This is a genomic window from Chromohalobacter moromii, assembly GCF_023091865.1.
Taxonomy (GTDB): Bacteria; Pseudomonadota; Gammaproteobacteria; order Pseudomonadales; family Halomonadaceae; genus Chromohalobacter; species Chromohalobacter moromii.
Genome location: NZ_JAHXDI010000004.1, coordinates 111,307 through 136,614, shown reverse-complemented (window position 1 = coordinate 136,614; position 25,308 = coordinate 111,307). Strand labels below are relative to the sequence as shown.

Annotated in this window: 29 protein-coding genes and 1 tRNA gene; 11 read left to right on the top strand and 19 right to left on the bottom strand. The window is 61.2% G+C overall.

Annotation, left to right across the window (positions count from 1 at the left end; all coding sequences use genetic code 11):
- Window positions 1-19: 19 nt before the first annotated feature.
- The gene (locus KZO83_RS13530; protein WP_418904318.1) at window positions 20-1,666 is read right to left on the bottom strand and encodes a bifunctional protein-serine/threonine kinase/phosphatase; all 1,647 of its coding nucleotides are present in this window, start codon (window positions 1,664-1,666) and stop codon (window positions 20-22) included.
- 262 nt (window positions 1,667-1,928) lie between these two features.
- Here KZO83_RS13530 and ppa point away from each other — a divergent pair, with 262 nt between their 5' ends.
- On the top strand, window positions 1,929-2,459 hold the full coding sequence (gene ppa, locus KZO83_RS13525) for an inorganic diphosphatase (protein ID WP_178997100.1): 531 nt from the start codon (window positions 1,929-1,931) through the stop codon (window positions 2,457-2,459).
- Between the two features lie 63 nt (window positions 2,460-2,522).
- On the opposite strand, the gene KZO83_RS13520 is transcribed toward ppa, so the two are convergent.
- The gene (locus KZO83_RS13520) at window positions 2,523-3,533 is read right to left on the bottom strand and encodes a DUF2333 family protein (protein WP_247621183.1); all 1,011 of its coding nucleotides are present in this window, start codon (window positions 3,531-3,533) and stop codon (window positions 2,523-2,525) included.
- 215 nt (window positions 3,534-3,748) lie between these two features.
- On the opposite strand from KZO83_RS13520, the gene aroQ reads away from it, so the two are divergent.
- The 7 genes from aroQ to purH all read left to right on the top strand — a co-directional run bounded on the left by aroQ (window position 3,749) and on the right by purH (window position 10,203).
- On the top strand, window positions 3,749-4,186 hold the full coding sequence (aroQ, locus tag KZO83_RS13515; protein WP_247621182.1) for a type II 3-dehydroquinate dehydratase: 438 nt from the start codon (window positions 3,749-3,751) through the stop codon (window positions 4,184-4,186).
- Between the two features lie 62 nt (window positions 4,187-4,248).
- Window positions 4,249-4,707 carry an acetyl-CoA carboxylase biotin carboxyl carrier protein gene (accB, locus tag KZO83_RS13510; protein WP_247621181.1) on the top strand — a complete coding sequence of 153 codons (459 nt, stop codon included), beginning with the start codon at window positions 4,249-4,251 and terminating at the stop codon, window positions 4,705-4,707.
- 70 nt (window positions 4,708-4,777) lie between these two features.
- Window positions 4,778-6,124, top strand: coding sequence for an acetyl-CoA carboxylase biotin carboxylase subunit (gene accC, locus KZO83_RS13505; RefSeq protein ID WP_247621180.1), 1,347 nt, complete (start codon window positions 4,778-4,780; stop codon window positions 6,122-6,124).
- 68 nt (window positions 6,125-6,192) lie between these two features.
- Window positions 6,193-7,092, top strand: coding sequence for a 50S ribosomal protein L11 methyltransferase (prmA, locus tag KZO83_RS13500; RefSeq protein ID WP_247621179.1), 900 nt, complete (start codon window positions 6,193-6,195; stop codon window positions 7,090-7,092).
- A 94-nt stretch (window positions 7,093-7,186) separates the two neighbouring features.
- Complete coding sequence (gene dusB, locus KZO83_RS13495; RefSeq protein ID WP_247621420.1) at window positions 7,187-8,218, top strand: tRNA dihydrouridine synthase DusB; 1,032 nt, start codon at window positions 7,187-7,189, stop codon at window positions 8,216-8,218.
- On the top strand, window positions 8,215-8,514 hold the full coding sequence (gene fis, locus KZO83_RS13490) for a DNA-binding transcriptional regulator Fis (protein WP_040241893.1): 300 nt from the start codon (window positions 8,215-8,217) through the stop codon (window positions 8,512-8,514). Before dusB ends, fis begins: the two co-directional genes overlap by 4 nt.
- Before the next feature lie 99 nt (window positions 8,515-8,613).
- Window positions 8,614-10,203, top strand: coding sequence for a bifunctional phosphoribosylaminoimidazolecarboxamide formyltransferase/IMP cyclohydrolase (gene purH / locus KZO83_RS13485; protein WP_247621178.1), 1,590 nt, complete (start codon window positions 8,614-8,616; stop codon window positions 10,201-10,203).
- 114 nt (window positions 10,204-10,317) lie between these two features.
- Here purH and KZO83_RS13480 read toward each other — a convergent pair whose 3' ends face one another.
- From KZO83_RS13480 to KZO83_RS13455, 6 genes are all read right to left on the bottom strand, one after another.
- Window positions 10,318-11,775, bottom strand: coding sequence for an NAD-dependent succinate-semialdehyde dehydrogenase (locus tag KZO83_RS13480; protein ID WP_247621177.1), 1,458 nt, complete (start codon window positions 11,773-11,775; stop codon window positions 10,318-10,320).
- Window positions 11,776-11,880: 105 nt separating this feature from the next.
- Window positions 11,881-12,333, bottom strand: coding sequence for a hypothetical protein (locus KZO83_RS13475; RefSeq protein ID WP_075369864.1), 453 nt, complete (start codon window positions 12,331-12,333; stop codon window positions 11,881-11,883).
- 43 nt (window positions 12,334-12,376) lie between these two features.
- Complete coding sequence (gene folX / locus KZO83_RS13470; protein ID WP_040241902.1) at window positions 12,377-12,775, bottom strand: dihydroneopterin triphosphate 2'-epimerase; 399 nt, start codon at window positions 12,773-12,775, stop codon at window positions 12,377-12,379.
- Between the two features lie 59 nt (window positions 12,776-12,834).
- Window positions 12,835-13,389: a GTP cyclohydrolase I FolE gene (folE, locus tag KZO83_RS13465; protein WP_040241905.1), complete on the bottom strand. Its 555-nt coding sequence runs from the start codon at window positions 13,387-13,389 to the stop codon at window positions 12,835-12,837.
- A 171-nt stretch (window positions 13,390-13,560) separates the two neighbouring features.
- A complete protein-coding gene (locus tag KZO83_RS13460) occupies window positions 13,561-14,544 on the bottom strand; it encodes a serine/threonine protein kinase (protein ID WP_075369866.1) in 984 nt (327 codons plus the stop codon).
- A 33-nt stretch (window positions 14,545-14,577) separates the two neighbouring features.
- Window positions 14,578-15,306 carry a ComF family protein gene (locus tag KZO83_RS13455; protein ID WP_247621176.1) on the bottom strand — a complete coding sequence of 243 codons (729 nt, stop codon included), beginning with the start codon at window positions 15,304-15,306 and terminating at the stop codon, window positions 14,578-14,580.
- A gap of 209 nt (window positions 15,307-15,515) precedes the next feature.
- Here KZO83_RS13455 and KZO83_RS13450 point away from each other — a divergent pair.
- Window positions 15,516-15,600: transfer RNA gene (locus KZO83_RS13450), tRNA-Leu, on the top strand.
- A gap of 267 nt (window positions 15,601-15,867) precedes the next feature.
- A complete protein-coding gene (locus KZO83_RS13445; RefSeq protein WP_247621175.1) occupies window positions 15,868-16,020 on the top strand; it encodes a hypothetical protein in 153 nt (50 codons plus the stop codon).
- A gap of 355 nt (window positions 16,021-16,375) precedes the next feature.
- Here the strand turns inward: KZO83_RS13445 and KZO83_RS13440 are convergent, their stop codons facing one another.
- From KZO83_RS13440 to KZO83_RS13430, 3 genes are all read right to left on the bottom strand, one after another.
- A complete protein-coding gene (locus KZO83_RS13440; protein WP_247621174.1) occupies window positions 16,376-16,753 on the bottom strand; it encodes a Rap1a/Tai family immunity protein in 378 nt (125 codons plus the stop codon).
- 361 nt (window positions 16,754-17,114) lie between these two features.
- Window positions 17,115-18,623 (bottom strand): sodium:solute symporter family protein, encoded by a 1,509-nt coding sequence (locus tag KZO83_RS13435; RefSeq protein WP_247621173.1) that lies wholly within the window; start codon window positions 18,621-18,623, stop codon window positions 17,115-17,117.
- Window positions 18,613-18,843, bottom strand: coding sequence for a hypothetical protein (locus KZO83_RS13430; RefSeq protein WP_075369869.1), 231 nt, complete (start codon window positions 18,841-18,843; stop codon window positions 18,613-18,615). Before KZO83_RS13430 ends, KZO83_RS13435 begins: the two co-directional genes overlap by 11 nt.
- Before the next feature lie 211 nt (window positions 18,844-19,054).
- Between KZO83_RS13430 and KZO83_RS13425 the strand changes: the two genes are divergently transcribed.
- The gene (locus tag KZO83_RS13425; RefSeq protein WP_247621172.1) at window positions 19,055-19,873 is read left to right on the top strand and encodes a DUF1206 domain-containing protein; all 819 of its coding nucleotides are present in this window, start codon (window positions 19,055-19,057) and stop codon (window positions 19,871-19,873) included.
- A gap of 11 nt (window positions 19,874-19,884) precedes the next feature.
- Here the strand turns inward: KZO83_RS13425 and KZO83_RS13420 are convergent, their stop codons facing one another.
- From KZO83_RS13420 to KZO83_RS13385, 8 genes are read right to left on the bottom strand one after another with little or no spacing between them, the layout of a single operon-like run.
- The gene (locus KZO83_RS13420; RefSeq protein ID WP_247621171.1) at window positions 19,885-20,490 is read right to left on the bottom strand and encodes a HupE/UreJ family protein; all 606 of its coding nucleotides are present in this window, start codon (window positions 20,488-20,490) and stop codon (window positions 19,885-19,887) included.
- Window positions 20,491-20,528: 38 nt separating this feature from the next.
- The gene (gene ureG, locus KZO83_RS13415) at window positions 20,529-21,191 is read right to left on the bottom strand and encodes an urease accessory protein UreG (protein ID WP_247621170.1); all 663 of its coding nucleotides are present in this window, start codon (window positions 21,189-21,191) and stop codon (window positions 20,529-20,531) included.
- A gap of 11 nt (window positions 21,192-21,202) precedes the next feature.
- The gene (locus KZO83_RS13410) at window positions 21,203-21,895 is read right to left on the bottom strand and encodes an urease accessory protein UreF (RefSeq protein ID WP_247621169.1); all 693 of its coding nucleotides are present in this window, start codon (window positions 21,893-21,895) and stop codon (window positions 21,203-21,205) included.
- Window positions 21,885-22,385, bottom strand: a complete 501-nt coding sequence (gene ureE, locus KZO83_RS13405) for an urease accessory protein UreE (protein ID WP_247621168.1) — start codon at window positions 22,383-22,385, stop codon at window positions 21,885-21,887. Before ureE ends, KZO83_RS13410 begins: the two co-directional genes overlap by 11 nt.
- A 10-nt stretch (window positions 22,386-22,395) precedes the next feature.
- Window positions 22,396-22,896, bottom strand: coding sequence for a GNAT family N-acetyltransferase (locus KZO83_RS13400; protein WP_247621167.1), 501 nt, complete (start codon window positions 22,894-22,896; stop codon window positions 22,396-22,398).
- Window positions 22,897-22,908: 12 nt separating this feature from the next.
- The gene (ureC, locus tag KZO83_RS13395; protein WP_247621166.1) at window positions 22,909-24,621 is read right to left on the bottom strand and encodes an urease subunit alpha; all 1,713 of its coding nucleotides are present in this window, start codon (window positions 24,619-24,621) and stop codon (window positions 22,909-22,911) included.
- On the bottom strand, window positions 24,618-24,944 hold the full coding sequence (locus KZO83_RS13390) for an urease subunit beta (protein ID WP_011507602.1): 327 nt from the start codon (window positions 24,942-24,944) through the stop codon (window positions 24,618-24,620). Before KZO83_RS13390 ends, ureC begins: the two co-directional genes overlap by 4 nt.
- A 54-nt stretch (window positions 24,945-24,998) precedes the next feature.
- On the bottom strand, window positions 24,999-25,301 hold the full coding sequence (locus KZO83_RS13385) for an urease subunit gamma (protein WP_097023022.1): 303 nt from the start codon (window positions 25,299-25,301) through the stop codon (window positions 24,999-25,001).
- Window positions 25,302-25,308: the final 7 nt, after the last annotated feature.

Sequence of the window (25,308 nt, the reverse complement as noted above, 5' to 3'; positions counted from 1 at the left end):
CCTAACAAATCTTATGGCCTCACCTCAGCCACCACGACAGCAATAACAGCAACAACAGCACACCGGCCACGGCTTTCCACAGCGTGGCCGGCGTCTGCCAGGGCTGGCGTGCTACGCCGTCTTCGTTCCGCCTAGGCGTGCGCAAGTGATAGGCAAACTCGCCCAGCCGCCGAAAACGCAAGGCACGTTGGGGGTCGAGGGCACGTTTCAAGGCGTCATCGAGTTCGCTGGCGATGGCCGGATTGTAGCGACGTGCGCTGGTGTAGCTCATGCGCTCGAGGTCGGTATGGCTGCGCAATTCGTTGGGCGCCAGCGCATAAGGCTGATGGCCAGTCAGCAGCCAGTAGATGGTCGAGGCCAGCTCGTATTGATCGCTACGCCGCCCTACTTCGGTATCCAGCGCGTATTCCGGTGCGCTGTGTTCGTTCAACCCTACCTGACGCGCGAGTTCGCGAGCCGCCTGCTGGCTATCACTTTCACGCAGGTGACACGCCCCGAAATCGGTGAGCACCAGCCGGCCATGTGCATCGACCATCAGGTTGTCGGGATGGATGCTCTGATGCAGCACGTCACGGCGATGCAGAGCCTGCACAGCCTTGATCAATTGTCTTGCCAAATCCAGACGCGCCCCGAGACTGGCCTGGGGATGTCGCAACGCCCAGTCGCTGAGCGATTCGCCCTTGATATAGTCGACTAGGTAATACTGATAACGGCGCGGGCGGGACGTCTCCACGATTTTAGGAACGAACGGCGAATTGACACGCTGCACCACCCACTGCTGAAGCGCAAAATGCTCCTGATAGGCATTGCGCAGCGAGAGCTCAGGGCTAGGCGCTTTCATTACCATCTCGCGTTCATTGCGTGCATCATGCACGCGATAGACACGCGACTTGGCCGTACGCGACAACACCGCCTGCACTTCAAATCCATCGAGACGCTCACCGGGAGATAATTCGGGAGGCACCGGCAAGTCACCATATAACGGCACGGGATGCTCGGGTTCGACTTCTTCGGGCAACCGATCGATGCGCACCAGTTGGAAGCAGAATTGGTCGCCACCGTAACCGCGTTCCTGCGCCCGGGACAGCGCCGCCTCGGCCAAACGCTCGCAGGTCGCATCGAGATCGCTGACATCGGCACGGATCAGCTGTACAAAGTCCGAGGGCAACAGGGTGCCGCGTACGGCCTGGGTGGTGAACAGAAAAAGATCGCCCTGCTTGAGTGAATCCGTCACATAATCGATGTCGAGGCTACCGTCCATGCCCAACGCACGTGACGGATAGCGATAGCCGCCCAGGTCGGTGACATGATCGCGGGACATTTGCTCGAATTCGGCGCCGCGCAGACGGAACACCAACGTGTCCCCCATATGAAAGAGATGCACCTCACGATGACGGAACACCATGGCCGACAGTGAACAGATATAACTGCCGCCTTCAATATAGGCGCTTTGGCTATAACTCCAGCCATTCAGGGCACGCAGCACACGATGCGCCGATGTCTTGACGTCCCAATGCTCCGGCGTCGAATAGTAATCGGCGAGAAAGCCCCGTACGCTCAGGTCTCCGGCCTGCTTGGCAATAGCATTACGCCAAGTGGAATCACTAATCAGGGCGCAGGCGCCCTTGGCGGACAATTGCGAGCCGCCGGGTATCTGCACCGACATCGAACTGCGATGGCGACGCCGATCCGGTGCCACGAATGCCTGACCGAAGCTGATAGAAAGGCTGCTTTCCGTCAACGATCGTCTCCTTGTCGATGATGATGAGACGGATAATTCCCGCGTTCGCTGAGCATGACAATGCAAGACGACAATTGCATGATGCCATTTACATCCCACGTCGGTTGGTAAACGCTGGACGCTACTCGTATAATTTCTGGGATTTTCCCCCGCTGGTGTTCAACCTGCAAACCGCAAGGACTCGACGATGAGTTTCAAAAACATTCCCGCAGGCAAGGATCTTCCCAACGACGTCTATGTGGCGATCGAGATCCCCGCCAATCACGCGCCGATCAAGTATGAGATCGACAAGGACATGGACGCGCTGGTCGTCGACCGCTTCATGGCGACGCCGATGTTTTATCCGGCTAACTACGGCTTCATCAACAACACCCTGGCCGACGACGGCGACCCGCTCGACGCCCTGGTGGTTACCCCGTATCCGGTACAGGCCGGCAGCGTGATTCGCGCCCGTCCGGTCGGCGTACTCAACATGTCCGACGAAGCCGGCGAAGATGCCAAGTTGGTCTGCGTTCCGCACTCCAAGCTGAGCGCATTGTATGACGAGGTGCAGGAAGTCACCGACTTACCCGAGCTTCTGCGCCAACAGATCGCGCATTTCTTCGAGAACTACAAGGATCTCGAGAAAGGCAAATGGGTGAAGATCGATTCTTGGGACGGCGCCGAAGCTGCCCGCAAGGCGATCGAGAAAGCAGCCGACGCTTATACCAAAGCCTGAAGCGCTCGCCGCCCGCCCAACACCCCGCGCCGGACATACCGCCGCGGGGTGTTTTATTGAGGGCTATTTTGCCCCGAGATCGCTGCGTATCTCTTGAATCAGTTGTGATGCACGCAACGTGTAGTTGGCCATCATCAGCGAGTGATTGGCAAAGATGCCAAAGCCGCTGCCATTGAGTACCACCGGACTCCAGACGCGTGCCTGCGAGGCTTCGAGCTCGTCGATCAACCGATCATATGCCTCGCCGACCCCGGCCTCCTCGATGGTCGGTGCAAAGTCACGCTTGGCCGCCTTGAGCAGGTGCATCAAGGCCCAGGTGTTACCGCGCGCTTCGAAAAAGACGTTGTCGATTCGCCACCACGGGGTGTTCTCGCCATCCTCGCCGGTTTCGATATCGGCACTGCGACGCTCGGCGCTTCCCACACTCGCCGCCAGGCGCTTCGTCTGCTGGTCGAGTCGCGTCTGTACGCGATCCAGCCAGGCAGCCAACGCTGGAGCGTCCGGTGAGAAGTCCGCCTGTTGCTCACTCAAACGCCCCAAGTAATCGCGCAGCGCCTCGCGCGCCTCTTGGTAACGCCCTTCGGCTGACGGAAAACGCCAAGCGTCACTGCGCGTTGCCAGGGCATCGACAGCTTGTTGCACGTCATCATCGTCACTGGCGATGGATTCGTTGAGAGTCGCACTCATGGCCCGCACCTGCCCAAGCACGCCATGCTCCCAGCTCGGCATGTTATCCAGCCACAGCCCCGGCGGTGCAATATCGTTGCGCAAATAGCCACCAGGCTTGTCGAGCAAGCTGCCGAGAAGCGTCAAGGTGGTGGCGGTGACAGTCTCGCCAGGCCGAGGGGCATCCGACGCGGCCTCAGCACCGGACGACTGCGCGGCACCGCGCTGCACGCCCACCGCATCATCGACGTTGAAATCGTCGGGCCGCTGACTCCACCAGACGCCCAGCGCCACGCAGACCACGAGGTAAATGACCAGCAAGGCAACCAGGGGCTTCCAGATCCAGCCATACTGGGGCGATTCCAAAACATTGCGCTGGTGACGCTCACGCTTGCGAAAAAGAGCCATAAGACGTCCTTGTGATGAAGTTGAGGGCAATGACTTCCATCCTATCATGCAGTGGCGTTTTTGCTTGTGCCAACGCAAACTAGACAGCTCGTCCGTTTTTGGGCAAACTCCGCCCACACTAACGATATATGGCACCAGCGGCGACATTTTGCGTGATCGTGCCGTGATCTAAGCCAATCCTGAACAGGTTAACAGCGTCGATCAGGACCCATGACATGGCGAAGCTTCTCGTACTCAACGGCCCTAACCTCAACCTGCTCGGCACCCGCGAGCCAGGTGTTTACGGCACCACCACCCTCGAGGACATTCGTCTGCGCCTGACCCAGCGCGCCTCTGATGCCGGCCATCGACTCGATTGGCTACAGTCCAATGCCGAGCACTTACTGGTCGAGCGTGTGCATGCGGCGCGTGACGACGGCACCGACTTCATCCTGATCAATCCGGCCGCTTTTACGCATACCAGCGTTGCCTTGCGCGACGCGCTCACGGGTGTCGCCATCCCTTTTATTGAGTTGCATCTTTCCAACGTGAATGCGCGCGAGCCGTTTCGCGCGCATTCGTATTTTTCGGATGTCGCTCGCGGCGTCATAGCTGGATTCGGCGCCGACAGTTACGAGCTTGCCCTGGAGGCCGCGCTACGCCAGCTCGGCTGACAGCACCCACGCTCCGATGGCAAATCACGCCACCTCACATTCACATTGATCGAGACAGGCTTATGGATATTCGCAAGGTCAAGAAACTCATCGAACTCCTGGAAGAGTCCAATATCAGCGAGATCGAAATCCAGGAAGGCGAGGAATCCGTCCGTATCAGCCGCCACACCGGTGGTTTCAGCGCACCGCCCGCGGCCCAGGCTCCTGCTCCCGCCGTCGCGCCCGCCCCTGCCGCACCGAGCGTAGCGGCCGCGCCGGAGGCCGAGGCGGCACCTGCTCAGCCTAGCGGACACCCGGTGACCTCGCCCATGGTCGGTACCTTCTATCGCTCGCCGGCACCGGGCGCGAAAGCCTTCGTGGAAGTCGGCCAAAGCGTCAAGAAAGGCGAGACCGTGTGCATCGTCGAAGCCATGAAGATGATGAACCAGATCGAGGCCGACCAGGATGGCGTGATCGAAGCCATCATGGTCGAGGACGGCGAACCGGTCGAATTCGACCAGCCGATGGTCATCATCTCTTGAAGCCGTTTGCGATCGCCCTTGGCGGTCGATCGCGAAACGCTTCCGAGCTTACATAGAGACGGACGACACTATGTTGGACAAGGTACTCATCGCCAACCGTGGCGAGATCGCTCTTCGCATACTGCGCGCCTGCAAGGAACTGGGCATCAAGACCGTGGCGGTGCACTCAAAGGCGGACCGTGACCTCATGCACGTGCGCCTGGCTGACGAAGCCGTATGCATCGGGCCGGCCTCCTCCGCGCAGTCGTATCTGAATATCCCGGCGCTGATCAGCGCCGCCGAAGTCACCGATTCCAGCGCCATCCACCCCGGCTATGGCTTTCTCTCCGAGAACGCCAACTTCGCCGAGCAGGTAGAGCGCTCGGGCTTCGTATTCGTCGGCCCCCGTGCCGAAACCATCCGCATGATGGGCGACAAGGTCAGCGCCATTTCAGCGATGAAGGCAGCCGGCGTGCCCACCGTGCCCGGCTCCGACGGCCCGCTTCCCGAGGATAACGACGAGGCCATACTGGCCACCGCGCAACGCATCGGCTATCCGGTCATCATCAAGGCAGCCGCCGGCGGTGGTGGGCGCGGCATGCGCGTGGTGCACAGCGAGGACAGCCTGCTCTCCTCGGTCAGCGTGACGCGCAACGAAGCCAATGCCTCGTTCGGCGACGGCACGCTGTACATGGAGAAATTCCTCGAGAACCCGCGTCACGTCGAGGTGCAGGTACTGGCCGACGGTCAGGGCCATGCCATTCATCTCTACGATCGCGATTGCTCCCTGCAGCGCCGCCATCAGAAGGTGCTTGAAGAAGCCCCAGCACCTCATCTCGATCCCCAGGCCCGCGAGAACGTTTTCAAGGCCTGCATCGATGCCTGCATCGAGATCAACTACCGTGGTGCCGGGACCTTCGAGTTTCTGTACGAAAACGGCCAGTTCTTCTTCATCGAGATGAACACGCGCGTTCAGGTCGAACACCCGGTCTCCGAAATGGTCACCGGCGTCGACATCGTCAAGGAACAGCTGCGGATCGCTTCCGGCTTGCCGTTGTCGATCACCCAGGATGATGTTCAGCTCAACGGGCACGCCTTCGAATGCCGGATCAACGCCGAAGACTCGCGCACCTTCATGCCCTCGCCCGGCAAGATCGATCTCTACCACGCGCCGGGTGGACTGGGCGTGCGCATGGATTCGCATATTTACACCGGCTATAGCGTGCCGCCGCATTACGACTCCCTGCTTGGCAAGTTGATCACCTGGGGGGCCAGTCGTGAGACCGCGTTGACGCGCATGCGCAATGCCCTCGACGAGCTGCTAGTCGAAGGCATCAAGACCAATATCGACCTACAGAAGGATCTGGTCCGCGATAGCGCGTTCCAGCAAGGCGGGGTCAACATTCACTACCTCGAGAAGAAGCTTGGCCTGACCTGATCAGCCCTCGCGACTCGATACGGGGCGGCCTTGGCCGTCCCGTTTGCGTTGATGCTCAAGGAGACTTCATGCCCTGGCTGCAACTCAAGGCACACATCGCCCCGCAGCATGCCGAAACGTTGGAAGAACTGCTGCTGGCCGAAGGTGCTCAGGCCATCACCCTGCAGGACGCTTACGACGACCCCGTCTTCGAGCCTGAAAGTGGCACCACGCCGCTGTGGGATGAAACCATACTGACCGGTCTCTACGACGACCTGGAAGACATCGAACCGATGCTCGACCGAGTCCGCCAACAATGGGCCGCCGAGATGGCCGACGAACCCTGCCCCGAAATCGGCTACGAGCTGCTTGCCGATCGTGATTGGGAGCGCGAGTGGATGGACGATTTCACCCCCCTCAAGATGGGCGAACGGCTGTGGGTGGTGCCCAGTTGGCATGCTGCCCCCGAACCCGATGCCGTCAATCTGCTGCTCGACCCCGGACTGGCCTTCGGTACTGGTACCCATCCGACCACGGCACTGTGCCTCGGCTGGCTCGACGGCCTCGACCTCGATTCAAGCAAGGTGCTGGATTTCGGCTGCGGTTCCGGCATCCTGGCCATCGCCGCGCTCAAGCTGGGCGCCGATCACGCCACGGGCACTGATATCGATCCACAGGCCCTGCAAGCGAGCCGTGAAAACGCCCAACGTAACGCCATCGCCGATGAGCGTTTGTCGCTTTGCTATCCGGAGCGACTTGCGGCCGAGCGTTATGATGTCGTGGTCGCCAACATTCTCTCCGGCCCTTTGGTGGAACTCGCGCCCACGCTCTGCGCGCATCTGGCACCAGGAGGACGCCTGGCCTTGTCGGGCATTCTCGCCGGCCAGGCCGATGAGGTCATGGACGCGTATCGCGAGCAAGGCATGCTGCTCGATGCACCCGACGAGCGCGAAGGCTGGGTGCGCATCACCGGCGTGGCGCCGGCATGAGCGCGCTTGACGCGAGGGGCGGCGAACTGCCCCTTCAAGAACATCGCTCTGGCGGCTATCATAAGCCCCTTTCACTACCTAGACCCGTCTCGTGATGCCGACCCACGTCTCATCTCCGGTGACGCCGTTGCCGCGCATCGGCCCTTACGCATTGCCCAACCGGGCGATTCTGGCGCCCATGGCGGGCGTGACCGATCGCCCGTTCCGGCAATTGTGCCGAGAGCTCGGCGCGGGCTTGGTCGTCTCGGAAATGGTCACCGCCGACGCGCGCCTATGGCATACCCGTAAGTCGCGGCAAAGGCTCGACCATGCCGGCGAACCCGGCCCGCGCGATGTGCAGATCGCTGGCGGCGACCCGGAAATGCTGGCCGAAGCCGCACGCCTCAATGTCGCGCAAGGTGCTGAGATCGTCGACATCAACATGGGCTGCCCGGCCAAGAAGGTCTGCAACAAGGCTGCCGGCTCGGCATTGTTGCGCGACGAACGCCTGGTCGCAGCAATTCTCGAGAGTGTCGTGGCGGCTGTGGATGTCCCGGTGACATTGAAGATCCGGACAGGGTGGTGCTCAGAGTCGCGCAATGGCATACGCGTGGCACAACTGGCCGAGGCCGCTGGCATTCAAGCACTCGCAGTGCATGGTCGTACTCGCGAGCAGCGCTATCGCGGCGATGCCGAATACGACACCATCGCTGCTATCAAGCAAGCGGTATCGCTGCCGATATTCGCCAATGGCGATATCGACAGCGCCGAGAAAGCCGCCCGCGTCCTCGACTACACTAAGGCCGATGCGGTCATGATCGGACGCGGCGCCCAAGGCAATCCGTGGATCTTTCGCGAGATCGAACATTACTTACGTACCGGTGCCCCCCTGGCGCGCCCGACGCCCGCAGAAATCGCCGCCGTGATGCACCGTCATCTCGAGGCACTGCATGCCTTTTACGGTGAGCACATGGGGGTGCGCATCGCACGCAAGCATGTGGGCTGGTATCTCGCCACTCGCCCACAAGCGGCAGCATTGCGCGCACGCTTCAACGTTCTGGAACAGCCCTCGGCTCAACACCGCTTCGTGGATACGCTCGCTCACGATGCACCGGCGTTGGCCTCAAATGGAAGCAATGCAGCATGACCAGCAGGCAAGCATTTCCCATCGATCAGAATACGCTCGATGCCAGCGCCACGGCATCGCCAGCGCATCAGCAAACTTTGCGTGAGTCGGTCGAGCTCGCCATGCAACGCTACTTCGGCCACCTGGATGGCGAAACGGTCAGTGACCTTTATGGCATGGTGCTGACCGAGGTCGAAGTGCCCTTGCTAGAAGCTGTGATGCGCTATGCCGACGGCAATCAGACACGCGCCGCCGACATGCTGGGCCTCAATCGCGGCACCTTGCGCAAGAAGCTCAAGCAGTACGACCTGATCTGAGTACAAATCGATCTGATAGGGGCGCCCCACCGGGCGCTCTTCACGTTTCACGCTATTGGCTGGCGTCAATCGTCCCTCATCTTTCAAGAGTAGAGCTTCATGGCCGATCACACTGCAACCTCGTCTCCCCAGCCCGTGCGTCGCGCATTGATCAGCGTGTCCGACAAGACCGGCATCGTCGATTTTGCTCGCGAACTCAGCACGCACGGCGTCGCCCTGCTCTCCACCGGCGGCACCTTTCGCCTGCTCAACGAACACGGCATCCCGGTCACGGAGGTCTCGCAGCATACGGGCTTCCCGGAAATCATGGATGGCCGCGTCAAGACGCTGCACCCCAAGATTCACGGCGGCATCCTCGGGCGCCGTGGGCAGGATGACGAGGTAATGGCCGAGCACGGCATCGACGCCATCGACATGGTTGTGGTCAACCTCTACCCCTTCACCGATACCGTGGCGCGCGAGGATTGCACCCTGGAAGAGGCCATCGAGAACATCGACATCGGTGGCCCTACCATGGTCCGCGCCTGTGCCAAGAACCACGCGCACACCAGCATCGTAGTCAATGCGTCCGACTACGGCCGCGTGCTCGGCGACATTCACACCCATGGCGGCGTTAGCGCAACGCTACGTTTCGACCTGGCGGTCAAAGCCTTCGAGCATACCGCAGGCTACGACGGTGCCATCGCCAACTATCTGGGTACCCTGGTGGAAGGCGGCGAGAGCGACTTCCCGCGTACCTATAACGTGCAGTTCCAGAAAAAACAGGCGATGCGCTACGGTGAGAACCCGCATCAGCAAGCGGCCTTCTATGCCGAGGCCGATGCTACCGAAGCCAGCGTGACCACGGCAGAACAGCTTCAGGGCAAGGCATTGTCGTTCAATAACGTCGCCGACACCGACGCTGCTTTCGAGTGCGTCAAGGTCTTCAACGAAACAGCCTGCGTCATCGTCAAACATGCCAACCCTTGCGGCGTCGCCGTCGCCGACACGCCACTCGCCGCCTATCAGAGTGCGTTCGCTACCGACCCCACCAGCGCTTTCGGCGGTATCATCGCTTTCAACCGCCCGCTGGACGCCGATACGGCACGTGCCATCGTCGACCGCCAATTCGTGGAAGTCATCATCGCACCAGGCATAGACGACGATGCCGCCGAGATCGTCGCGGGGAAGAAAAACGTGCGCCTGCTCGATGTCAGCAAGCACTGGCCCAGCCAGCCGCGTCCCGCTCATGACTTCAAGCGCGTCACCGGCGGGCTCCTGGTCCAGGACCGTGACCAAGGTATGGTCGAATCCGAACACCTGCGCACCGTCACCGAACGCGCCCCCAGCGACCAAGAGCTACGCGATCTCAGCTTTGCCTGGAAGGTCGCCAAGTTCGTCAAGTCCAACGCCATCGTCTATGCCAAGCACGGTCAGACCATCGGCGTGGGAGCCGGGCAAATGAGCCGCGTCTACTCGGCCAAGATCGCCGGCATCAAGGCCGCCGATGAAGGCCTGGAAGTACCCGGCTCGGTGATGGCGTCGGATGCCTTCTTCCCCTTCCGCGATGGTATCGACGCCGCCGCCGCCGCCGGCATCACGGCCGTCATCCAACCTGGTGGCTCAATGCGTGATCAGGAAGTGATCGATGCCGCCAACGAAGCGGGCATCGCCATGGTCTTCACCGATATGCGTCACTTCAGGCACTGAGGCTCGAAGACAGCCTAAGTCCAGCCAATAGCAAAACACCCTGCCGGTGCATCCGACAGGGTGTTTTTCTTCGCACTTACAGGCGCGTAGCGCTGCGCTGCGAGCTGCTAGCGTTTAGCCTAGATCCATGCACAGATACTTGGTTTCCATGTATTCGTCGATACCGTACTTGGAGCCTTCACGCCCCAGTCCCGAGGCCTTAACGCCTCCGAAAGGTGCACTGGCGTTGGAGATCAGGCCCGTATTGATACCGACCATGCCGTACTCCAGCGCTTCGGCCACACGCCATACACGGCTCAGGTCGTTGGCATAGAAGTACGATGCCAGCCCAAAGCGCGTGTCGTTAGCCATCTGCACGGCATCTTCCTCGTCATCGAACGGCAGTACCGCCGCCAATGGCCCGAAGGTTTCCTCGTGCGCGACCTTCATATCGGCATTCGCGTGGCTCACCAGTGTCGGCGTGAAAAAGCGTCCACCCAGTGGATGCGTATGGCCGCCTAACAGCAGTTCGGCGCCCTTGTCGACGGCATCTTGGATATGTTCGGAGACCTTGGCGACGGCATCATCGTCGATCAACGGCCCGATGTTCACGCCTTCTTCGGTGCCCGGGCCGACGTGCAATTCGCTGTTCATGGCCGCCGCCAGCTTTTCACTGAACGCATTGATCACGCTGGACTGCACCAGAAAGCGGTTGGTGCAAACGCAGGTCTGACCGGCATTGCGGAACTTGCTGGCCATTGCCCCCTCGACGGCGGCATCGAGATCAGCGTCTTCGAAGACCAAAAATGGTGCGTTCCCCCCCAGTTCCAGAGAAATCTTCTGGATATGCTCGGCGGCGCCGGCCATCAGTTGGCTGCCCACCTCGGTGGAACCGGTGAAAGTGATCTTGCGTACCACGGGCGACTCGGTCATCGCCTTGGCGATCTCGCTGGCACGCCCCGGCACCACGTTGAACACACCGCGCGGCACCCCAGCCTGCTCGGCCAACGCCGCCAGCGCGGTAGCGGAAAACGGCGTCTGACTGGCCGGCTTGATGACGATCGGGCACCCCGCCGCCAATGCTGCGGCCGCCTTACGAGTGATCATGGAAGACGGGAAATTCCACGGCGTGATCGCCCCGACGACGCCGACCGGCTGCTTGAGCACCACGATGCGCTGGTTAGACTTGGCGGCGGGGATGGTATCGCCATACACGCGCCGCGCTTCTTCGGCGAACCAGCGCAGGAAGCTAGCCGCATAAGCGATCTCGCCAGCCGCTTCCTTGATCGGCTTACCCTGCTCGGCGGTCATGATGGCCGCCAGTTCGTCCTGATGCTCGAGCATCAGGTCGTACCATTTCATCAAGGTGTCCGCGCGCTCTTGCGCCGTCAGGGCACGCCAAGCCGGCCAGGCCGACTCGGCGGCTTCGATGGCACGCTCGGTCTCGGCACGCCCCAGCTTGGGCATGCGTCCCACGATCTCACCGGTGGCCGGGTCGTCGACCTCGATCTGTTCGCCGCTGTCCGCTGCCACCCAGTTGCCGTCGATATAGGCAAAGGGGCGAAACAGCGAGTTCTCCTGAAGGGACTCCATGGCGTTCTCCTTCCTGACAATGAGGGCGACGCTGGCCGTCGCCATGAATTCATCTTATGCCGAGTCTCTGGATGCCACCAAACGCAGCGCGCCATGACATGACGTTCACCCCACACCCCAGATAAAGAGACTCAGCACCGCAATGGCGATGGCGGCCCCGCACAGCGCCTGGCCTCTGTAACGCGACGGCGAGCGCCGTACCTGCCGAATCCCGAGCACTGCCAGTAGCACCGCCAGCGCGTCGACGAGCAGCATATAAGACGCCAACAAAGGCGCCGTGGCGACGAGCACCAGCGCCAGCACCGCCCAAGGAGACAATAAAGAAGATTTGACCTGCCCTTGAGCGTCACGCGTTTGCCGCGCGGTGCGCTGAGGCACGGGCGCGTCGAAGACCTGCTCGGCACGTCCGGCATCCCCGTCGAAGCGTAGCCGACTGCCTTCCCTCGGCAGACCCCGGCCACGCCACTCGGTCAATGTGAATGTATAACGATACCCATCATCGCCGACGATCACGCCGCGCTGGCCAGCATCATCGAAGGTTTCCAGCTTACCGTTCACGACGCGACTCCCGACCAAATACCGATGGCATGGTCATATCACCTCAATCCAGGCGCGAGTCCGATAGCGTCACCGACACGGAGTCGGAAAAACGCAGCGCGAAAGGTTTATCGATTTCCACCTGCGCCGTGAGGACCTGCTCGTAACTCATGATGATATCCAAGACTTCGCGGGTCATGCGTTCCAGCAAGAGGAAGCGGTTATCCTCGACATAGCCGATGATATGCTTGGTGATCGTACGGTAATTGAGCGCCTGCTCGATATGATCGAACTTGACCGCACGATCGGCCCGATAACGAATGGTGGCATTGATCACCACATCCTGCCGGTTCTGGATTTCCTCATCCTTGATCCCGATATGGGTACGCAGGCGCAGATTCTTGATGTTAATCGTCGCCAGATCATGATCGAGGTGCTGATCGTTCAGGGCATGTAAGGCCATGCGGCATTTCTCCTAAAGTGCGTAACGCGCGTCACGCGCGGCGATGACCGACGCCTCGCTCAGCCATGCACTAACGTCAAGAACTCCTGACGCGTGTTCAGGTTATTGCGGAAAGCGCCCAGCATCACGGAGGTCTTCATGCACGAATTCTGTTTCTCGACCCCACGCATCATCATGCACATGTGTTGTGCTTCGACGATCACTCCCACACCGCGCGCCTCGGTCACCTCCTGCACGGCCTCGGCGATCTGACGTGTCAGGTTTTCCTGGATCTGCATGCGTCGCGCATACATGTCGACGATACGCGCGAACTTGGAGAGCCCCAGTACCTTGCCCTTGGGCAGGTACGCGATATGGCACTTGCCGATGAATGGCAACAAATGATGTTCACACATCGAGTAGAGTTCGATGTCCTTGATCAGCACCATTTCGTCGGTCTGCGATTCGAACACCGCGCCGTTGACCAGCGACTCGAGCGTCTGCCCATAGCCCTGGTTGAGAAACTGCATGGCCTTGGCGGCTCGCATGGGCGTATCACGCAGCCCTTCCCGGTCGGGATCCTCGCCCAAGCCGGCGATGATGTCGCGGTAATGCGTTGCGAGTTCTTCTGTCATTTAAGTGCCTTTGAGTGCCTTCGTCATGACGCCCGACCGGGCATACGTTACAAAATGAATACAACACCGGAAGTTTGCCACACGGGCAAAGCGCGACGCACGCGCGATTCGCGCCCACGTCGGCGACACGACATTTCCCGACGCCGCGCCAGCGCCTTCGAGGTGGCGACGTCATGCCAGCCAACGCGGATTTTCCAACGCTAGGCGCTGTTGCTCAAGAATGCGGATGTGCTGATCCCAATATCCCTCACTGGCCACCCAAGGAAAAGCCCTGGGAAACGCCGGATCTTCCCAGCGATCGACCAGCCAGGCGCTATGGCGCATCAAGCGCAATGTGCGTAGCGGCTCGATCCAGCGCAGCTGGCGCCGATCGAACTCGACATGCTGCTCGTAGCCCTCGATCACTTCGGATAACTGCATCTGCCATTCATCGGCTTCAGGCGCCGTCAATAACATCCACAAATCCTGGACCGCCGGCGCCATGCAGCAATCATCGAAATCGACCAGCGCAAAATCTTCGTCGCGCCCAAGAATGTTGCCCAGATGACAGTCGCCATGTACGCGTTGCAAGGCCGTCTCCGGCCACCGCTGCTCGACCAGTAGCGTCTGCAGACGCTCAGCAATGCGGGCGTACGCCTGACGTTGACGACGACTCAACCAATCGCTCGCCAGCACGCGCTCACAACTCGCCTGGCTGATCGCCATGGGCTCCTGAACAGGGCGCGCCTGGAAGGAACCGCGGCGCGCCACGGCATGCACTTGGCCGATCAAATCGCCGAGGGCAAAGAGATGCGCGGGGTTCTCGAGCTCCGGCGCCTGCCCCGCGACGTGTGGAAACAACGCGAACGCGAATCCATAGGCATGATGGAGCGTCTCTCCATTATCGTCGCGCCAAGGCGGCGCGCCGGGCACACCCGCCGCCTCGAGTTCATCGAGAAAGGCATGCTCCTCGCGAATCTGCGCCTCGCTCCAGCGCTCGGGACGATAGAACTTGGCCACCCAACGGCGGCGATCGTCATCGCTCAACAGAAACACGCGATTTTCATAGCTGTTGAGCGCAAACGGCTCACCCGGCAACCAAAAACCCAGCGACTCGACCGCATCGACAACGTGTGCGGGCGACAAACTTTCGAACGGGTGCTTTGGGGCGGTCATGGCGTGTCCTATTGGAGATGCCCTCGTATGCTATCAGATTCCTCGCGGCGTTCGCGTCATCGCCCAGGCTTCAACATGCTGCGCGCCCGCCCTTCTGCAGGCATCGGCGAGTGCCGAGAGCGTGCTACCGGTAGTCATCACGTCGTCGACGATCGCCACATGAGCCGGCAAGCCGGGCGTCACTCGAAAAGCCCCGCGTACGTTGCCGCGGCGTGCACGGCGTGTCAGCCCACGCTGGGTCGGCGTGTCACGCTCACGCCAGGCACGACGATGTGGCACGCCCAGTTGACGCGAGAGCTCACGTGTCAGCCAAACGCTATGATCAAAGCCCCGCTCACGCCGCCGCTGCGGGTGCGTCGGCACCGCGATGAGTGCCTCGGGTAACACGCCGTCGTCGCGGCTACGCACGAAGAGGGTCGCCAGCAGGATACCCGCACGCGGTTGCGCGCCGAACTTGAAGCGCTGAAGCAATGCCTGCGAGGCATCTTCGTAACGCAGTGGCGCCCGCGCCACATCAAAAGACGGTGCATGACGCAAACAATGACCGCAAAGCTCGGTGGGACGCGCCAACGGCTCGGCACAGCGCGCGCAGGCCACGCAATTCCAGGGCAGCGCCTCGAAACACGCCTCGCACCACGGCGACGCCTGCGGCGTCATGCCCATGCAAAAGGCACAATGGCCCGGCAGCCCCACCCGCACTGACTGGTCAGCCAATGACTTTATTCTGGCTGACAACTCCCAGGCGCTTCTAACTATCATCATGGTTAACGAATTCTTTTTTAAGTTCACAGGGCTATCACGCCCTGATCGACAGGAACAGACTAGCATGCCGACTACCTCCCGCACGCTGCGTTCGATGCCGAACAGCCTCCCCATGGCCGAGAACCGCCGAGGCGTTCAATATCACTCGATGCCCGTGACGATTGACTTCCCTCTCGGTATACGTACAATATCGCTCGACCTGCCAGACTGCGGATGTGGTGGAATTGGTAGACACGCTAGATTTAGGTTCTAGTGCCGAAAGGCGTGGGAGTTCGAGTCTCCCCATCCGCACCATCAAGCTTCCCCAAGCAACGCCTATTCTTCTCAAGATGCTCTGAAAGCCGCTCAACCACGGGCTTTTCTTTGACCTGACCTAATCCGAACTATACGCAACAGCGCTTTGCACGGTGTACACCCGCGTGTGTACTAAAGTTCATGGGGACAAGCGTTGCAACACGCTCATCATGAAACGATTACGAATCAAGCAGCGGCGACTGGCGCAGACCTCTTTTGACTACTAAACCTATGGGTGCGTAATCAAAACGATGGAGGAACGCACACATGGATTTGTACACGGTTGAATTCAAATTGCCGGGTGAAGATGAGCTCCGGAGCGAAGAGATCAAAGCGGAGAGTGAGGCCGAGGCACGTACGATCATTGATCGTAATCATAAACCGTCTGAGATCGTCAGCGTAACACCTGACAGCGCTTAATCACTTCGAATAGCTGAGCTTTATAGCCCTTTTGTGCTATCCGAGAAATTGCCCAGCTTGCGAGCTGGGCAAATGTATAGCTGAAATGAACCGGCTGATGATGCATTGAAAGAGAGAGACCCCGAGGACGATCGGAGGCTCTCAATCAGCATAAGCCCATGTGGTTGAATGAATTCAACACATCCTTGGCAGCTGGCTATCCTTCCTAGATGCCGTCATTCTGACAAATTTCGAATGCAATAAAATTAACCTGCATCAACAAAAGGGTCGCGAGAAGACCAGCATGAATATGTGGTCGTCCAGATCCGCTTTTGCATGGTATCTCTCAGCGCCTCACCATCCTAATACCAATATATCATTGACAGGCGTACGCCTTTTTCAAGGATTCGGTGACTACATCACTGGCCGGTTCGCTCCAGCTCTTGGAAGTCTTTTCCAGATATTGCGACACTTTATCCAAGATATCGCGGCCGCGAACGTCACTGGGCGCACAAATCTTTCCTCGGGATTCTAACCGGTCGAAAATGCCTAACACGTAACCGGTATACGTGAAAAATTTACTGGTATCGTAGGATTCATTATCACGAAACTGCTGGTAATGGCGCTGAAAATCGAGAAGATCAGCACCATTGTAGAAATAACCCCAGGCGTTACCAATTCCCACACTGCCCAATCCGGCCACTACTAGTAGCACGCTCAATGCCCGTTTGGCGGTTTGTTTCTTGTGACTCACCCTGACTCCTTATATTCATCAAACGTCAACACGAAGACAAAAAAACGCCGGCTGACAATCAGCCGGCAAGCCGCCACGTGCTGCATGGCGAGAGACATACGCCGGCCTTTTCAGGCCGGTTGGAGGCGAATGATTTCCACCTCTGGAGACACATGAGACCTGCGTCTTCCTTGGCGATTCGGATCACATGAGCCTGCGAGGCGGTATCCACCTCCTTCCCTGGCTGCCGGCCACCAACCAGCGCGAGCGCGCAACTCCCTTGGCAGCGTCCCAGTGACCGGTGATCGCTTGAATCACCTCCATCTTAGACGTCACACCGGGCTTGGAAAAGCTTTGTACAATACGCGGCGTAAGCACGTACTCAGCCGCGCGATCCCAAGTCTTCACTGCCTGTTGCATTGCGACGACTTCTCACGGGTGCGGCAATCGAGAAAAACCGCTCGATCACGGCTGTCGAAGCCGGGCGTGTCAGGCTAGAGATCGCCACGAATACTGGCAGATTGATCAGCAGCCCCCAGAACCCAGCGTGGATGCCCAACGGATTGCGCCACACCAGCGTAAACAGCAGCGTGACGATAAATCCCATCACGATACCGCTCAACACGCCCAGTTTGGAGGCCCGAGTCCAGAAGAACATACCGATAAAGGCAGGCAGAACCTGGGTGGCAAACCCCAGCCCCACGAGTAGTATCATCACTAGATTGCTGGGTTCGGCGATCGCCACCGGCGCGACGATCAGCGCCATGATCGGCAATAGCAAGCGCCGCGCCAGCTTGCCGGCGGCGGCATCGGAAAGCCTGAAAGCCGGCTGAGCGATATCCTTGGCATAGGACAACGCCACCGAATGCAAGAACGGTTCGCAGGACGACATCGATGCGGCGAGCGTGCCCGCGCCCAGCAAGCCCACCAACCAGACCGGCATCTGTTGCATGGCAAGCTCCAACGCCACGGTATCGGCACGCGCCAGCTCAGGCAGGCTATAGATGCCGATGAAGCCCACAACCACCATCGGCAGGATGACCACGTAATAGCTCGGCAGCCAAGTCGCGCTGCGGCGAATGGTGCGTGCCGATGACGCACTCATCCACTGCGTCCAGACCGGCGGCATGAACGACAGCATCGAGACGATGATCGATGTCGTCCAGAAGGCGAAACTCATGTCTCCCTGCGCGCCCGGCAAGGTCAGAAAGGCCGGATCACGCTCACGCAGGGCAGTAAAGACATCGCCGAACCATAGACCACCGCCGAAACGCTGTGATGCCCAAAGCCCAATCGCCCACGCTACGGCCAACATCAGCACGCCCTGGAAGGCGTTGGTAATACCAATCGCACGTTGGCCGCTGGCATAGAGATAGAGGGCGATGCAGCTCAAGACTACCAGCACCCCCACCCAGATCGGTAAACGTCCAGCACTCATGACGTGCAGAATATACGCCGCCCCTATGGTCTGCAGTACTGCATAAGCCAAGGATGCGATCGACATGACCCCGGCGGCCAGAGCGCCCAACAGCGGACTTTCATAGCGATCGGCAATGGCCGCCCCTTGCGTGACATGGCCGAAACGCCGACCGAAGGCCCATACCTTGGGGCCGAAATACCAAGCCACCAGTGCCAGGTAGGATAAATAGATCACCACGTAGAAGACCGCCACGCCCTTGGTGTAGGCCCAGCCTGGCGCGCCCATGAAGGTGTAAGCGCTCACGCTACCTGCGGCGATGAGCAGATAGAGCGTGACCGGCCCCATGCTGCGACCGGCGACCCCCCACTCTTCCAGCGAATTCATCGAGCGTCCTGTCCGGGCACGCAACCCCAGGAAGATCGCCACGCCCAGATACGCGAGCGTCATGACTATCGGCACACTACTCGTCATCGCAAGAACGCTCCACTAGCCGATTGCCGATGGCCATGACGCCGCAACAGGCGAACACGATGACGTAAGCCCATACCGCGATCAGCGGCAAACCGAGTACCACGCAGGCGCGATTGAACCAACCGATCACCGGCCAGATCCCCGCCGCAATGAGCACGACAAATGCCAGAGTCAACCCCCAGCCACGGCCCGTGGTCGGCCGCACGATATAATGCTTCATGAAACGTTTCGCTCAGGAAAGATGGTCTACGTTGCTAGGCGTATGCCCTACAATGGCGATACTCGAAAAAGCGCTCATGGTAGCGCATTCGTTCGCTCTAGGGGATCGGCGCGTACGCGCATAGTCTTAACGGCCTATGGGTATCGTCAGTACACTTGCCATAGCATGGCGCCTACCGATTCCTCCGTTTCCCGGCGACAAGGATGTCTTAATGAAATTTTCCCTGGCCGGTTTGCGCAACGCGCTCAGCGGTACGGCAAGTGCCGGTTATATCGCCAAAGGAGTGGTCTACGTCACGGTGGGATGGCTATCGTTGCTCACCACGATCGGGCTCGGTGGCCAGCAGGCCGGTACCGGCGAAGTCATTCGCGCCATCGCACTATGGCCGTTCGGGACGCTGTTGATCGCGTTGCTCGGTATCGGCCTACTCGCCTATGTGCTCTGGCGGCTCGCTCAAGCCTGGTGGGACCTCGAACACAAGGGCAGCGACTGGAAGGGAATCCTGCAGCGTCTCGGCTTCGCCATCAGCGGGCTGTTGTATATCGCCCTGGCCTGGCAATGCGCCACGCTACTCATCCTCTCTCTGTCCAGCGGCGGCGACAGCAGCACCGCGCAGCGTACCGCTGAACTGCTCGACTATCCTGGCGGGTTATTCGTTTTGCTGGGGATCGGTATCGCATTCGTTTGCGTGGGACTCCACCAGTTCTACCGCGCCTGGAAGCGCCATTACCGGCGCAACTGGCACATCGAGGACATGCCCCAGGGCCCGATGCCGCTGCTCGAAGGCATCGCACGTCTGGGCCTGGCGGCACGGGGGCTGGTCTTCGTGATCATCGGGACCTTCCTGAGCGTGGCCGCCATCGAAGTCGACCCCGACAACGCCGAGGGGCTGGGAGGCGTGCTCCACACACTCGCCGAGCAACCCTACGGCCGCTGGCTGCTCGGCGGTGTCTCGCTGGGCCTCGTGGCCTATGGACTCTATTGCTTCATCAATGCCGGTTATCGGCGCACACGAACGCCGCGCCTATAACCGGCGTCGACTCAGCCCATCATCAAGGCGCCGCCAGCAGCCGCGATGGCGGCGCCGATGCCGCGTAGCCAACGATTGTCACGACGCGACAACCACTCGCCCAGCACTCGTCCTGCCAGCGTGATGGCCACACTGGTCAACACGAAGCCCGCCGCATACAACAACGCGGATGCCCCCGGTGCCAGTTCGCTGCCATGCGCATGGCCATGCAGCAGGATGAAGGCGAACACCAGCATGCCTCCCAGGGCACTTGGCAAACGTACCAGCGAGGCCAGCAGCACTCCGGCCAGCAACACGCTCGAGGCGATGCCGAATTCGACGCCCATGAGCGGCACACCGGCCCAGGCGAGACCGGCACCGGCCACCATGCCCAATGCCATCAACAGCGGCATCGCACGACGCAGCGCGCCCGCCTGGCGGAAGCTCCACAGCCCGATGGCCGCCATCGCCAGCAAGTGATCGAGCCCGGTTAGCGGGTGCATCAGGCCGGCCACGAAGCTGCCGGCATGCGAATGCGGCATATGCCCTGGGTGAGCCAATGCAGAGCCGGCGAACAACAAGGCCAAGGGAGACAACGCCAGGATTAGATGACGCATGTGAAGACGAGACAGGGACATGAATATTCTCCTTTATAGTCAGTGATAACCAGCGTGTCTTAGGTATTCGGTGCCATATCGGCGTGCGCTGCCTGACCTGCATGCTGCGGCCGGCGCTCCGGCAGCATGCCCCGCTCGAGGATGAAGGCGACGATCTCCTCGACCCCCATCCCGTCGTGCAGGTTGGTGAACACGAACGGCCGCTCGCCGCGCATCGTGCGTGCGTCACGGTCCATGACCTCCAGCGAGGCATGTACCTGCTCGGCGATATCGATCTTGTTGATGATCAGCAGATCGGACTTGGTGATCCCCGGCCCGCCCTTGCGTGGAATCTTGTCGCCGGCGGAAACGTCAATCACGTAGAGTGTCAGATCGGAAAGTTCGGGGCTGAACGTCGCCGACAGGTTGTCGCCACCTGACTCCACCATCACCAGCTCGAGCGCGGGGTGGCGCGACTGAAGCTCGTCGATGGCCGCCAGGTTCATCGAGGCATCCTCGCGGATCGCGGTGTGCGGACACCCCCCGGTCTCCACCCCCAGGATACGGTCGGCGGACAGGGCTTCATGCTTGAGCAGGAAGTCGGCATCCTCGCGGGTATAGATGTCATTGGTGACCACGGCGATATCGTAATGATCGCGCAGGGCCAGACAGAGTTGCTTGAGCAGCGCCGTCTTGCCGGACCCCACCGGGCCGCCGACACCGACGCGTAGACAATGTGTCATATTTTTTCTCCTCAACTCCTGAACAAGCGTGAGTACTGCGTTTCGTGCAAGGCGCTGGCCAGCGCCAGTCCCGGCAACGCCGGTCCCAGATCATCGTCTTCCAGCGCCAGGGCTTCGCTGACTGCCTCGACAAGGGCCGGGCGCAGGCGCTCGACGAGACGCTGGGCACTCGTCTGCCCCAGGGGCAAGGCCTTGCAGGCCACCGTCAACTGGTTCTCCAGCCACGCCCAGGCGAAGCCCAGCATGGCATCTTCCCGGTTTACCCCACGTACCCGAGCGGCCAGCGCGAAGACCACCACGTAGCCCGGCGTCTCGGGCATGGCCGGCGCCACGGGCACCTGATCGAGGCTTCTCAGCAAGCGCACCAGCGTGCCGCCGAGTCGCTGCTCTTCCTCGAGCAGTTCGCGGGTTTCACGATTGGCCTGCAGCCAGTCATTCCAGTGCGCCAGGGCCTCGGCGTCATCGTGCGCCCAGGCACGATGGGCGCGCGCCAGCACCGGCAATTCGCAGCGGGTCAGCCCGTCGTCAAGCACGCCGGCTAGCCACTCGCCGAGGCTCGCTTCATCATCGACCCAGCCCAGCTCCAGCGCGCTCTCGAGCCCCTGCGACCAGGCGAAGGCACCGATCGGCAGCGCCGGACTGACCAATTGCATGAGCCCGGCCAGGGCCAGCGGATCGTGCTGCGACACCGGCTCAGTGGACATGTGCCGAGGCCTGATGGTGGTGATGATCGTGACCATGACCGTGGCCTTCCGCCTGGCCATAGGCGCCCGGCTCGGGATCGAACGGCGCCGCGTGATGCTCGAGCGTCGCGCCCAGCCGCTCGGCCAGTTCCTCGAGCACGTGATCCGGCGGGAAGCGTACCCAGCCACGCTGCGCGTCGCCCGCGATGGCCAGTTGCACGTGACGGTTGCCCAAGTGATAGCACAGCCGCGCCAGCGCTAGTGCGCCTTCGATCCGTGCCGTCACCACCGGCTCGTCGGCCGCCTGCACGCGTACCACTTCGCCGCTCTCGGCACGCAGCCCGTCGCCGTCGCGCAGCACCGGGCCACGATCGAGGAACAGGCCCAGCTCGCGGCCGGTATCGCTGACCGCCTTGAGCCGCCCGCGCATGCGCGCCTCGAATGGCAACGTCAGAGTCTCGCCGGCCTGCTCCGCCGCAATCGGCCCCAGACGTTCGATCAGTTTCAACATAATGGCTCCTTCAGTATTCATGGCGAGGCGCGAGGCGCCGCCCCAGGATGGCAAGCGAGGTCGGCTGCCCGTCGAGATCCGCAACCTCCGGCAGCAGTCCCCAGCGCTCGAACCCGCAACGCTGGAACAGGGCCAGGCTCGGAGCATTGTGGGCAAAGATGAACCCCAGCAGCGTCTGACGTCCGAGTGCCATGGCGGAGTCGATCAATCGTTCGACAAGCTGCTTGCCATACCCGCGCCCCTGGTGCTCACGCGCGACATAAAGGCTTGCCTCATTGGTTGCAGCATAAGCAGCCCGGCCATAGAAAGGCTGCAGGCTCGCCCATCCAACGATCTTCTCGTCCACCTCGAGGACCCATAGCGGATGGGCTTCATCATGAGCGTCGAACCATGCCTGACGCGCCTCGACCGTGACCGGCACCAGATCGGCCGTCGCCAGCCGCCCGGGTATGGATTGGTTGTAGATTTCCACGATGCGAGCCAGGTCGCGGGATTGCGCATGCCGAAACATAAGGGAGCTCTCTCAAAACAGATGATATCGCTGCGCCAGCGGCAATTCCGTCGCCGGCTCGCAGGTGAGGATGTCGCCATCGCAACGGACTTCGTAGGTCTGCGGATCCACCTCGAGATGGGGGCAAACCTCGTTGAGCTTCATGTCGGCCTTGCGCACGCCACGCACGTCCTTGCAGGCCACCAGATCGCTCTGCAGCCCCAGACGCTCGCGGATGCCGGCATTCAGCGCGGCCTGGCTGACGAAGGTCAGGCGCGTGCGGCTGGCTGCCCGCCCCAGGGCGCCGAACATGGTCCGGTAGTGCACCGGCTGCGGCGTGGGGATCGAGGCGTTGGGGTCGCCCATTGGCGCGGCAGCGATCATGCCGCCCTTGAGCATCATGGCCGGCTTGACGCCGAAGAAGGCCGGGTCCCAGAGCACCAGGTCGGCCAGCTTGCCAACCTCCACCGAGCCCACCTCATGCGCGATGCCGTGCGTGATCGCCGGATTGATGGTGTACTTGGCGATATACCGCTTGGCACGGTGGTTGTCCGCACCGCGTGCGGTGTCCTCCGGCAGCAGGCCACGCTGCACCTTCATCTTGTGGGCGGTCTGCCAGGTCCGGCAGATCACCTCGCCGACCCGTCCCATGGCCTGGGAGTCCGACGCGATCATCGAGATCACGCCCATGTCGTGAAGGATGTCCTCGGCGGCGATGGTCTCGCGGCGGATCCGCGAATCGGCGAAGGCGACGTCCTCGGGGATGTTGGGGTCGAGGTGGTGACACACCATCAGCATGTCGAGATGCTCATCGATGGTGTTCACCGTGTAGGGCCGCGTGGGATTGGTCGATGACGGCAGCACGTACGACTTGGCGCAGGCGGTGATGATGTCCGGGGCATGCCCGCCCCCGGCGCCTTCGGTGTGGTAGGTGTGAATGCAGCGTTCCTTGAAGGCCGCCAGGGTGTCCTCGACGAAGCCCGACTCGTTGAGCGTGTCGGTGTGGATGGCGATCTGCACGTCGTATTTCTCGGCCACGCTCAGGCAGTTGTCGATGGACGCCGGCGTTGTGCCCCAGTCCTCATGCAGCTTGAGGCCCATGGCGCCGGCCTCCAGTTGCGCCTCGAGCGCCTCGGGCAGGCTGGCGTTGCCCTTGCCCAGCAGGCCGATGTTCATCGGCATGTCATCGATGGCCTGCAGCATCTTGCCGAGATGCCACTCGCCCGGGGTGCAGGTCGTGGCGTTGGTGCCGGTAGCCGGGCCGGTGCCGCCACCCAGCATGGTGGTGATCCCGCTCATCAGCGCTTCTTCCACCAGCTGCGGGCATACGAAGTGGATATGCGCGTCCAGGCCACCCGCCGTCAGGATCTTGCCTTCGCCGGCGATCACTTCGGTGCCGGGGCCGATGACGATGTCGACGTCCGGTTGCGTATCCGGATTGCCGGCCTTGCCGATGCTCGCGATATGGCCCTGCTTGAGTCCCACGTCGGCCTTGACGATGCCCCACCAGTCGAGAATCAGGGCATTGGTGATGACGGTATCCATCACCGCCTCGTCGACGCGCTGGCTCTGTCCCATACCATCGCGAATCACCTTGCCGCCGCCGAATTTGACCTCGTCGCCGTAGTGGGTGAAATCCTGCTCGACCTCGATCCACAGCTCGGTATCGCCGAGCCGCACGCGATCGCCCACCGTCGGGCCGTACATGTCCGCATAGGCCTGGCGGTCGATGGTAGTCGGCTTCATGACGTCGCTCCTTTCTCATCCAAGGCACCCATGACCGCCTGGCGGAAGCCGTAGACATGCCGCCGGCCGACGAAGGGAATCAGGGTCACCTCGCGGCGCTGGCCGGGCTCGAAGCGAATCGCCGTGCCCGCCGCCACGTCGAGGCGATAACCGCGCGTCTTGTCGCGGTCGAAGATCAAGGCCGGGTTGGCCTCGGCAAAGTGGTAGTGCGACCCGATCTGGATGGGCCGGTCGCCGGTATTGGCGACCTCGACGGTGATCCGCTCGCGCCCTGCGCAGAGTTCGATCTCGCCGTCCTGCAACTGGTATTCACCGGGAATCATGGCGCCTCCTTACGAGGTTGCTGAAATGCGCGAGCGCAGCCATTGCGGACTCCGTCACACAATCGGGCTATGAACTGTGACCAACTTGGTGCCGTCCGGGAACGTCGCCTCGACCTGCACCTCATCGACCATCTCGGCCACGCCTTCCATGACGTCGTCGCGGGTCAGGATCTCGCGCCCGGCGCTCATCAGTTCGGCGACGCTCTTGCCGTCGCGCGCGCCTTCCAGGATCTCGAAGCTGATCAAGGCCACCGCCTCGGGGTAGTTGAGCTTGAGGCCACGGTCACGGCGTCGTTCGGCAAGTTGCGCGGCGGAAAACAGCAGCAGCTTGTCCTTGTCTCTCGGGGTCAATTCCATATCGGCA

Coding starts and splice junctions, on each gene's coding strand:
- KZO83_RS13530 (WP_418904318.1), bottom strand. CDS start 1,666: ATGTCGGTGCAGATACCCGGCGGCTCGCAATTGTCCGCCAAGGGCGCC.
- ppa (WP_178997100.1), top strand. CDS start 1,929: ATGAGTTTCAAAAACATTCCCGCAGGCAAGGATCTTCCCAACGACGTC.
- KZO83_RS13520 (WP_247621183.1), bottom strand. CDS start 3,533: ATGGCTCTTTTTCGCAAGCGTGAGCGTCACCAGCGCAATGTTTTGGAA.
- aroQ (WP_247621182.1), top strand. CDS start 3,749: ATGGCGAAGCTTCTCGTACTCAACGGCCCTAACCTCAACCTGCTCGGC.
- accB (WP_247621181.1), top strand. CDS start 4,249: ATGGATATTCGCAAGGTCAAGAAACTCATCGAACTCCTGGAAGAGTCC.
- accC (WP_247621180.1), top strand. CDS start 4,778: ATGTTGGACAAGGTACTCATCGCCAACCGTGGCGAGATCGCTCTTCGC.
- prmA (WP_247621179.1), top strand. CDS start 6,193: ATGCCCTGGCTGCAACTCAAGGCACACATCGCCCCGCAGCATGCCGAA.
- dusB (WP_247621420.1), top strand. CDS start 7,187: ATGCCGACCCACGTCTCATCTCCGGTGACGCCGTTGCCGCGCATCGGC.
- fis (WP_040241893.1), top strand. CDS start 8,215: ATGACCAGCAGGCAAGCATTTCCCATCGATCAGAATACGCTCGATGCC.
- purH (WP_247621178.1), top strand. CDS start 8,614: ATGGCCGATCACACTGCAACCTCGTCTCCCCAGCCCGTGCGTCGCGCA.
- KZO83_RS13480 (WP_247621177.1), bottom strand. CDS start 11,775: ATGGAGTCCCTTCAGGAGAACTCGCTGTTTCGCCCCTTTGCCTATATC.
- folX (WP_040241902.1), bottom strand. CDS start 12,775: ATGGCCTTACATGCCCTGAACGATCAGCACCTCGATCATGATCTGGCG.
- folE (WP_040241905.1), bottom strand. CDS start 13,389: ATGACAGAAGAACTCGCAACGCATTACCGCGACATCATCGCCGGCTTG.
- KZO83_RS13460 (WP_075369866.1), bottom strand. CDS start 14,544: ATGACCGCCCCAAAGCACCCGTTCGAAAGTTTGTCGCCCGCACACGTT.
- KZO83_RS13455 (WP_247621176.1), bottom strand. CDS start 15,306: ATGATGATAGTTAGAAGCGCCTGGGAGTTGTCAGCCAGAATAAAGTCA.
- KZO83_RS13445 (WP_247621175.1), top strand. CDS start 15,868: ATGGATTTGTACACGGTTGAATTCAAATTGCCGGGTGAAGATGAGCTC.
- KZO83_RS13435 (WP_247621173.1), bottom strand. CDS start 18,623: ATGACGAGTAGTGTGCCGATAGTCATGACGCTCGCGTATCTGGGCGTG.
- KZO83_RS13430 (WP_075369869.1), bottom strand. CDS start 18,843: ATGAAGCATTATATCGTGCGGCCGACCACGGGCCGTGGCTGGGGGTTG.
- KZO83_RS13425 (WP_247621172.1), top strand. CDS start 19,055: ATGAAATTTTCCCTGGCCGGTTTGCGCAACGCGCTCAGCGGTACGGCA.
- KZO83_RS13420 (WP_247621171.1), bottom strand. CDS start 20,490: ATGTCCCTGTCTCGTCTTCACATGCGTCATCTAATCCTGGCGTTGTCT.
- ureG (WP_247621170.1), bottom strand. CDS start 21,191: ATGACACATTGTCTACGCGTCGGTGTCGGCGGCCCGGTGGGGTCCGGC.
- KZO83_RS13410 (WP_247621169.1), bottom strand. CDS start 21,895: ATGTCCACTGAGCCGGTGTCGCAGCACGATCCGCTGGCCCTGGCCGGG.
- ureE (WP_247621168.1), bottom strand. CDS start 22,385: ATGTTGAAACTGATCGAACGTCTGGGGCCGATTGCGGCGGAGCAGGCC.
- KZO83_RS13400 (WP_247621167.1), bottom strand. CDS start 22,896: ATGTTTCGGCATGCGCAATCCCGCGACCTGGCTCGCATCGTGGAAATC.
- ureC (WP_247621166.1), bottom strand. CDS start 24,621: ATGAAGCCGACTACCATCGACCGCCAGGCCTATGCGGACATGTACGGC.
- KZO83_RS13390 (WP_011507602.1), bottom strand. CDS start 24,944: ATGATTCCCGGTGAATACCAGTTGCAGGACGGCGAGATCGAACTCTGC.
- KZO83_RS13385 (WP_097023022.1), bottom strand. CDS start 25,301: ATGGAATTGACCCCGAGAGACAAGGACAAGCTGCTGCTGTTTTCCGCC.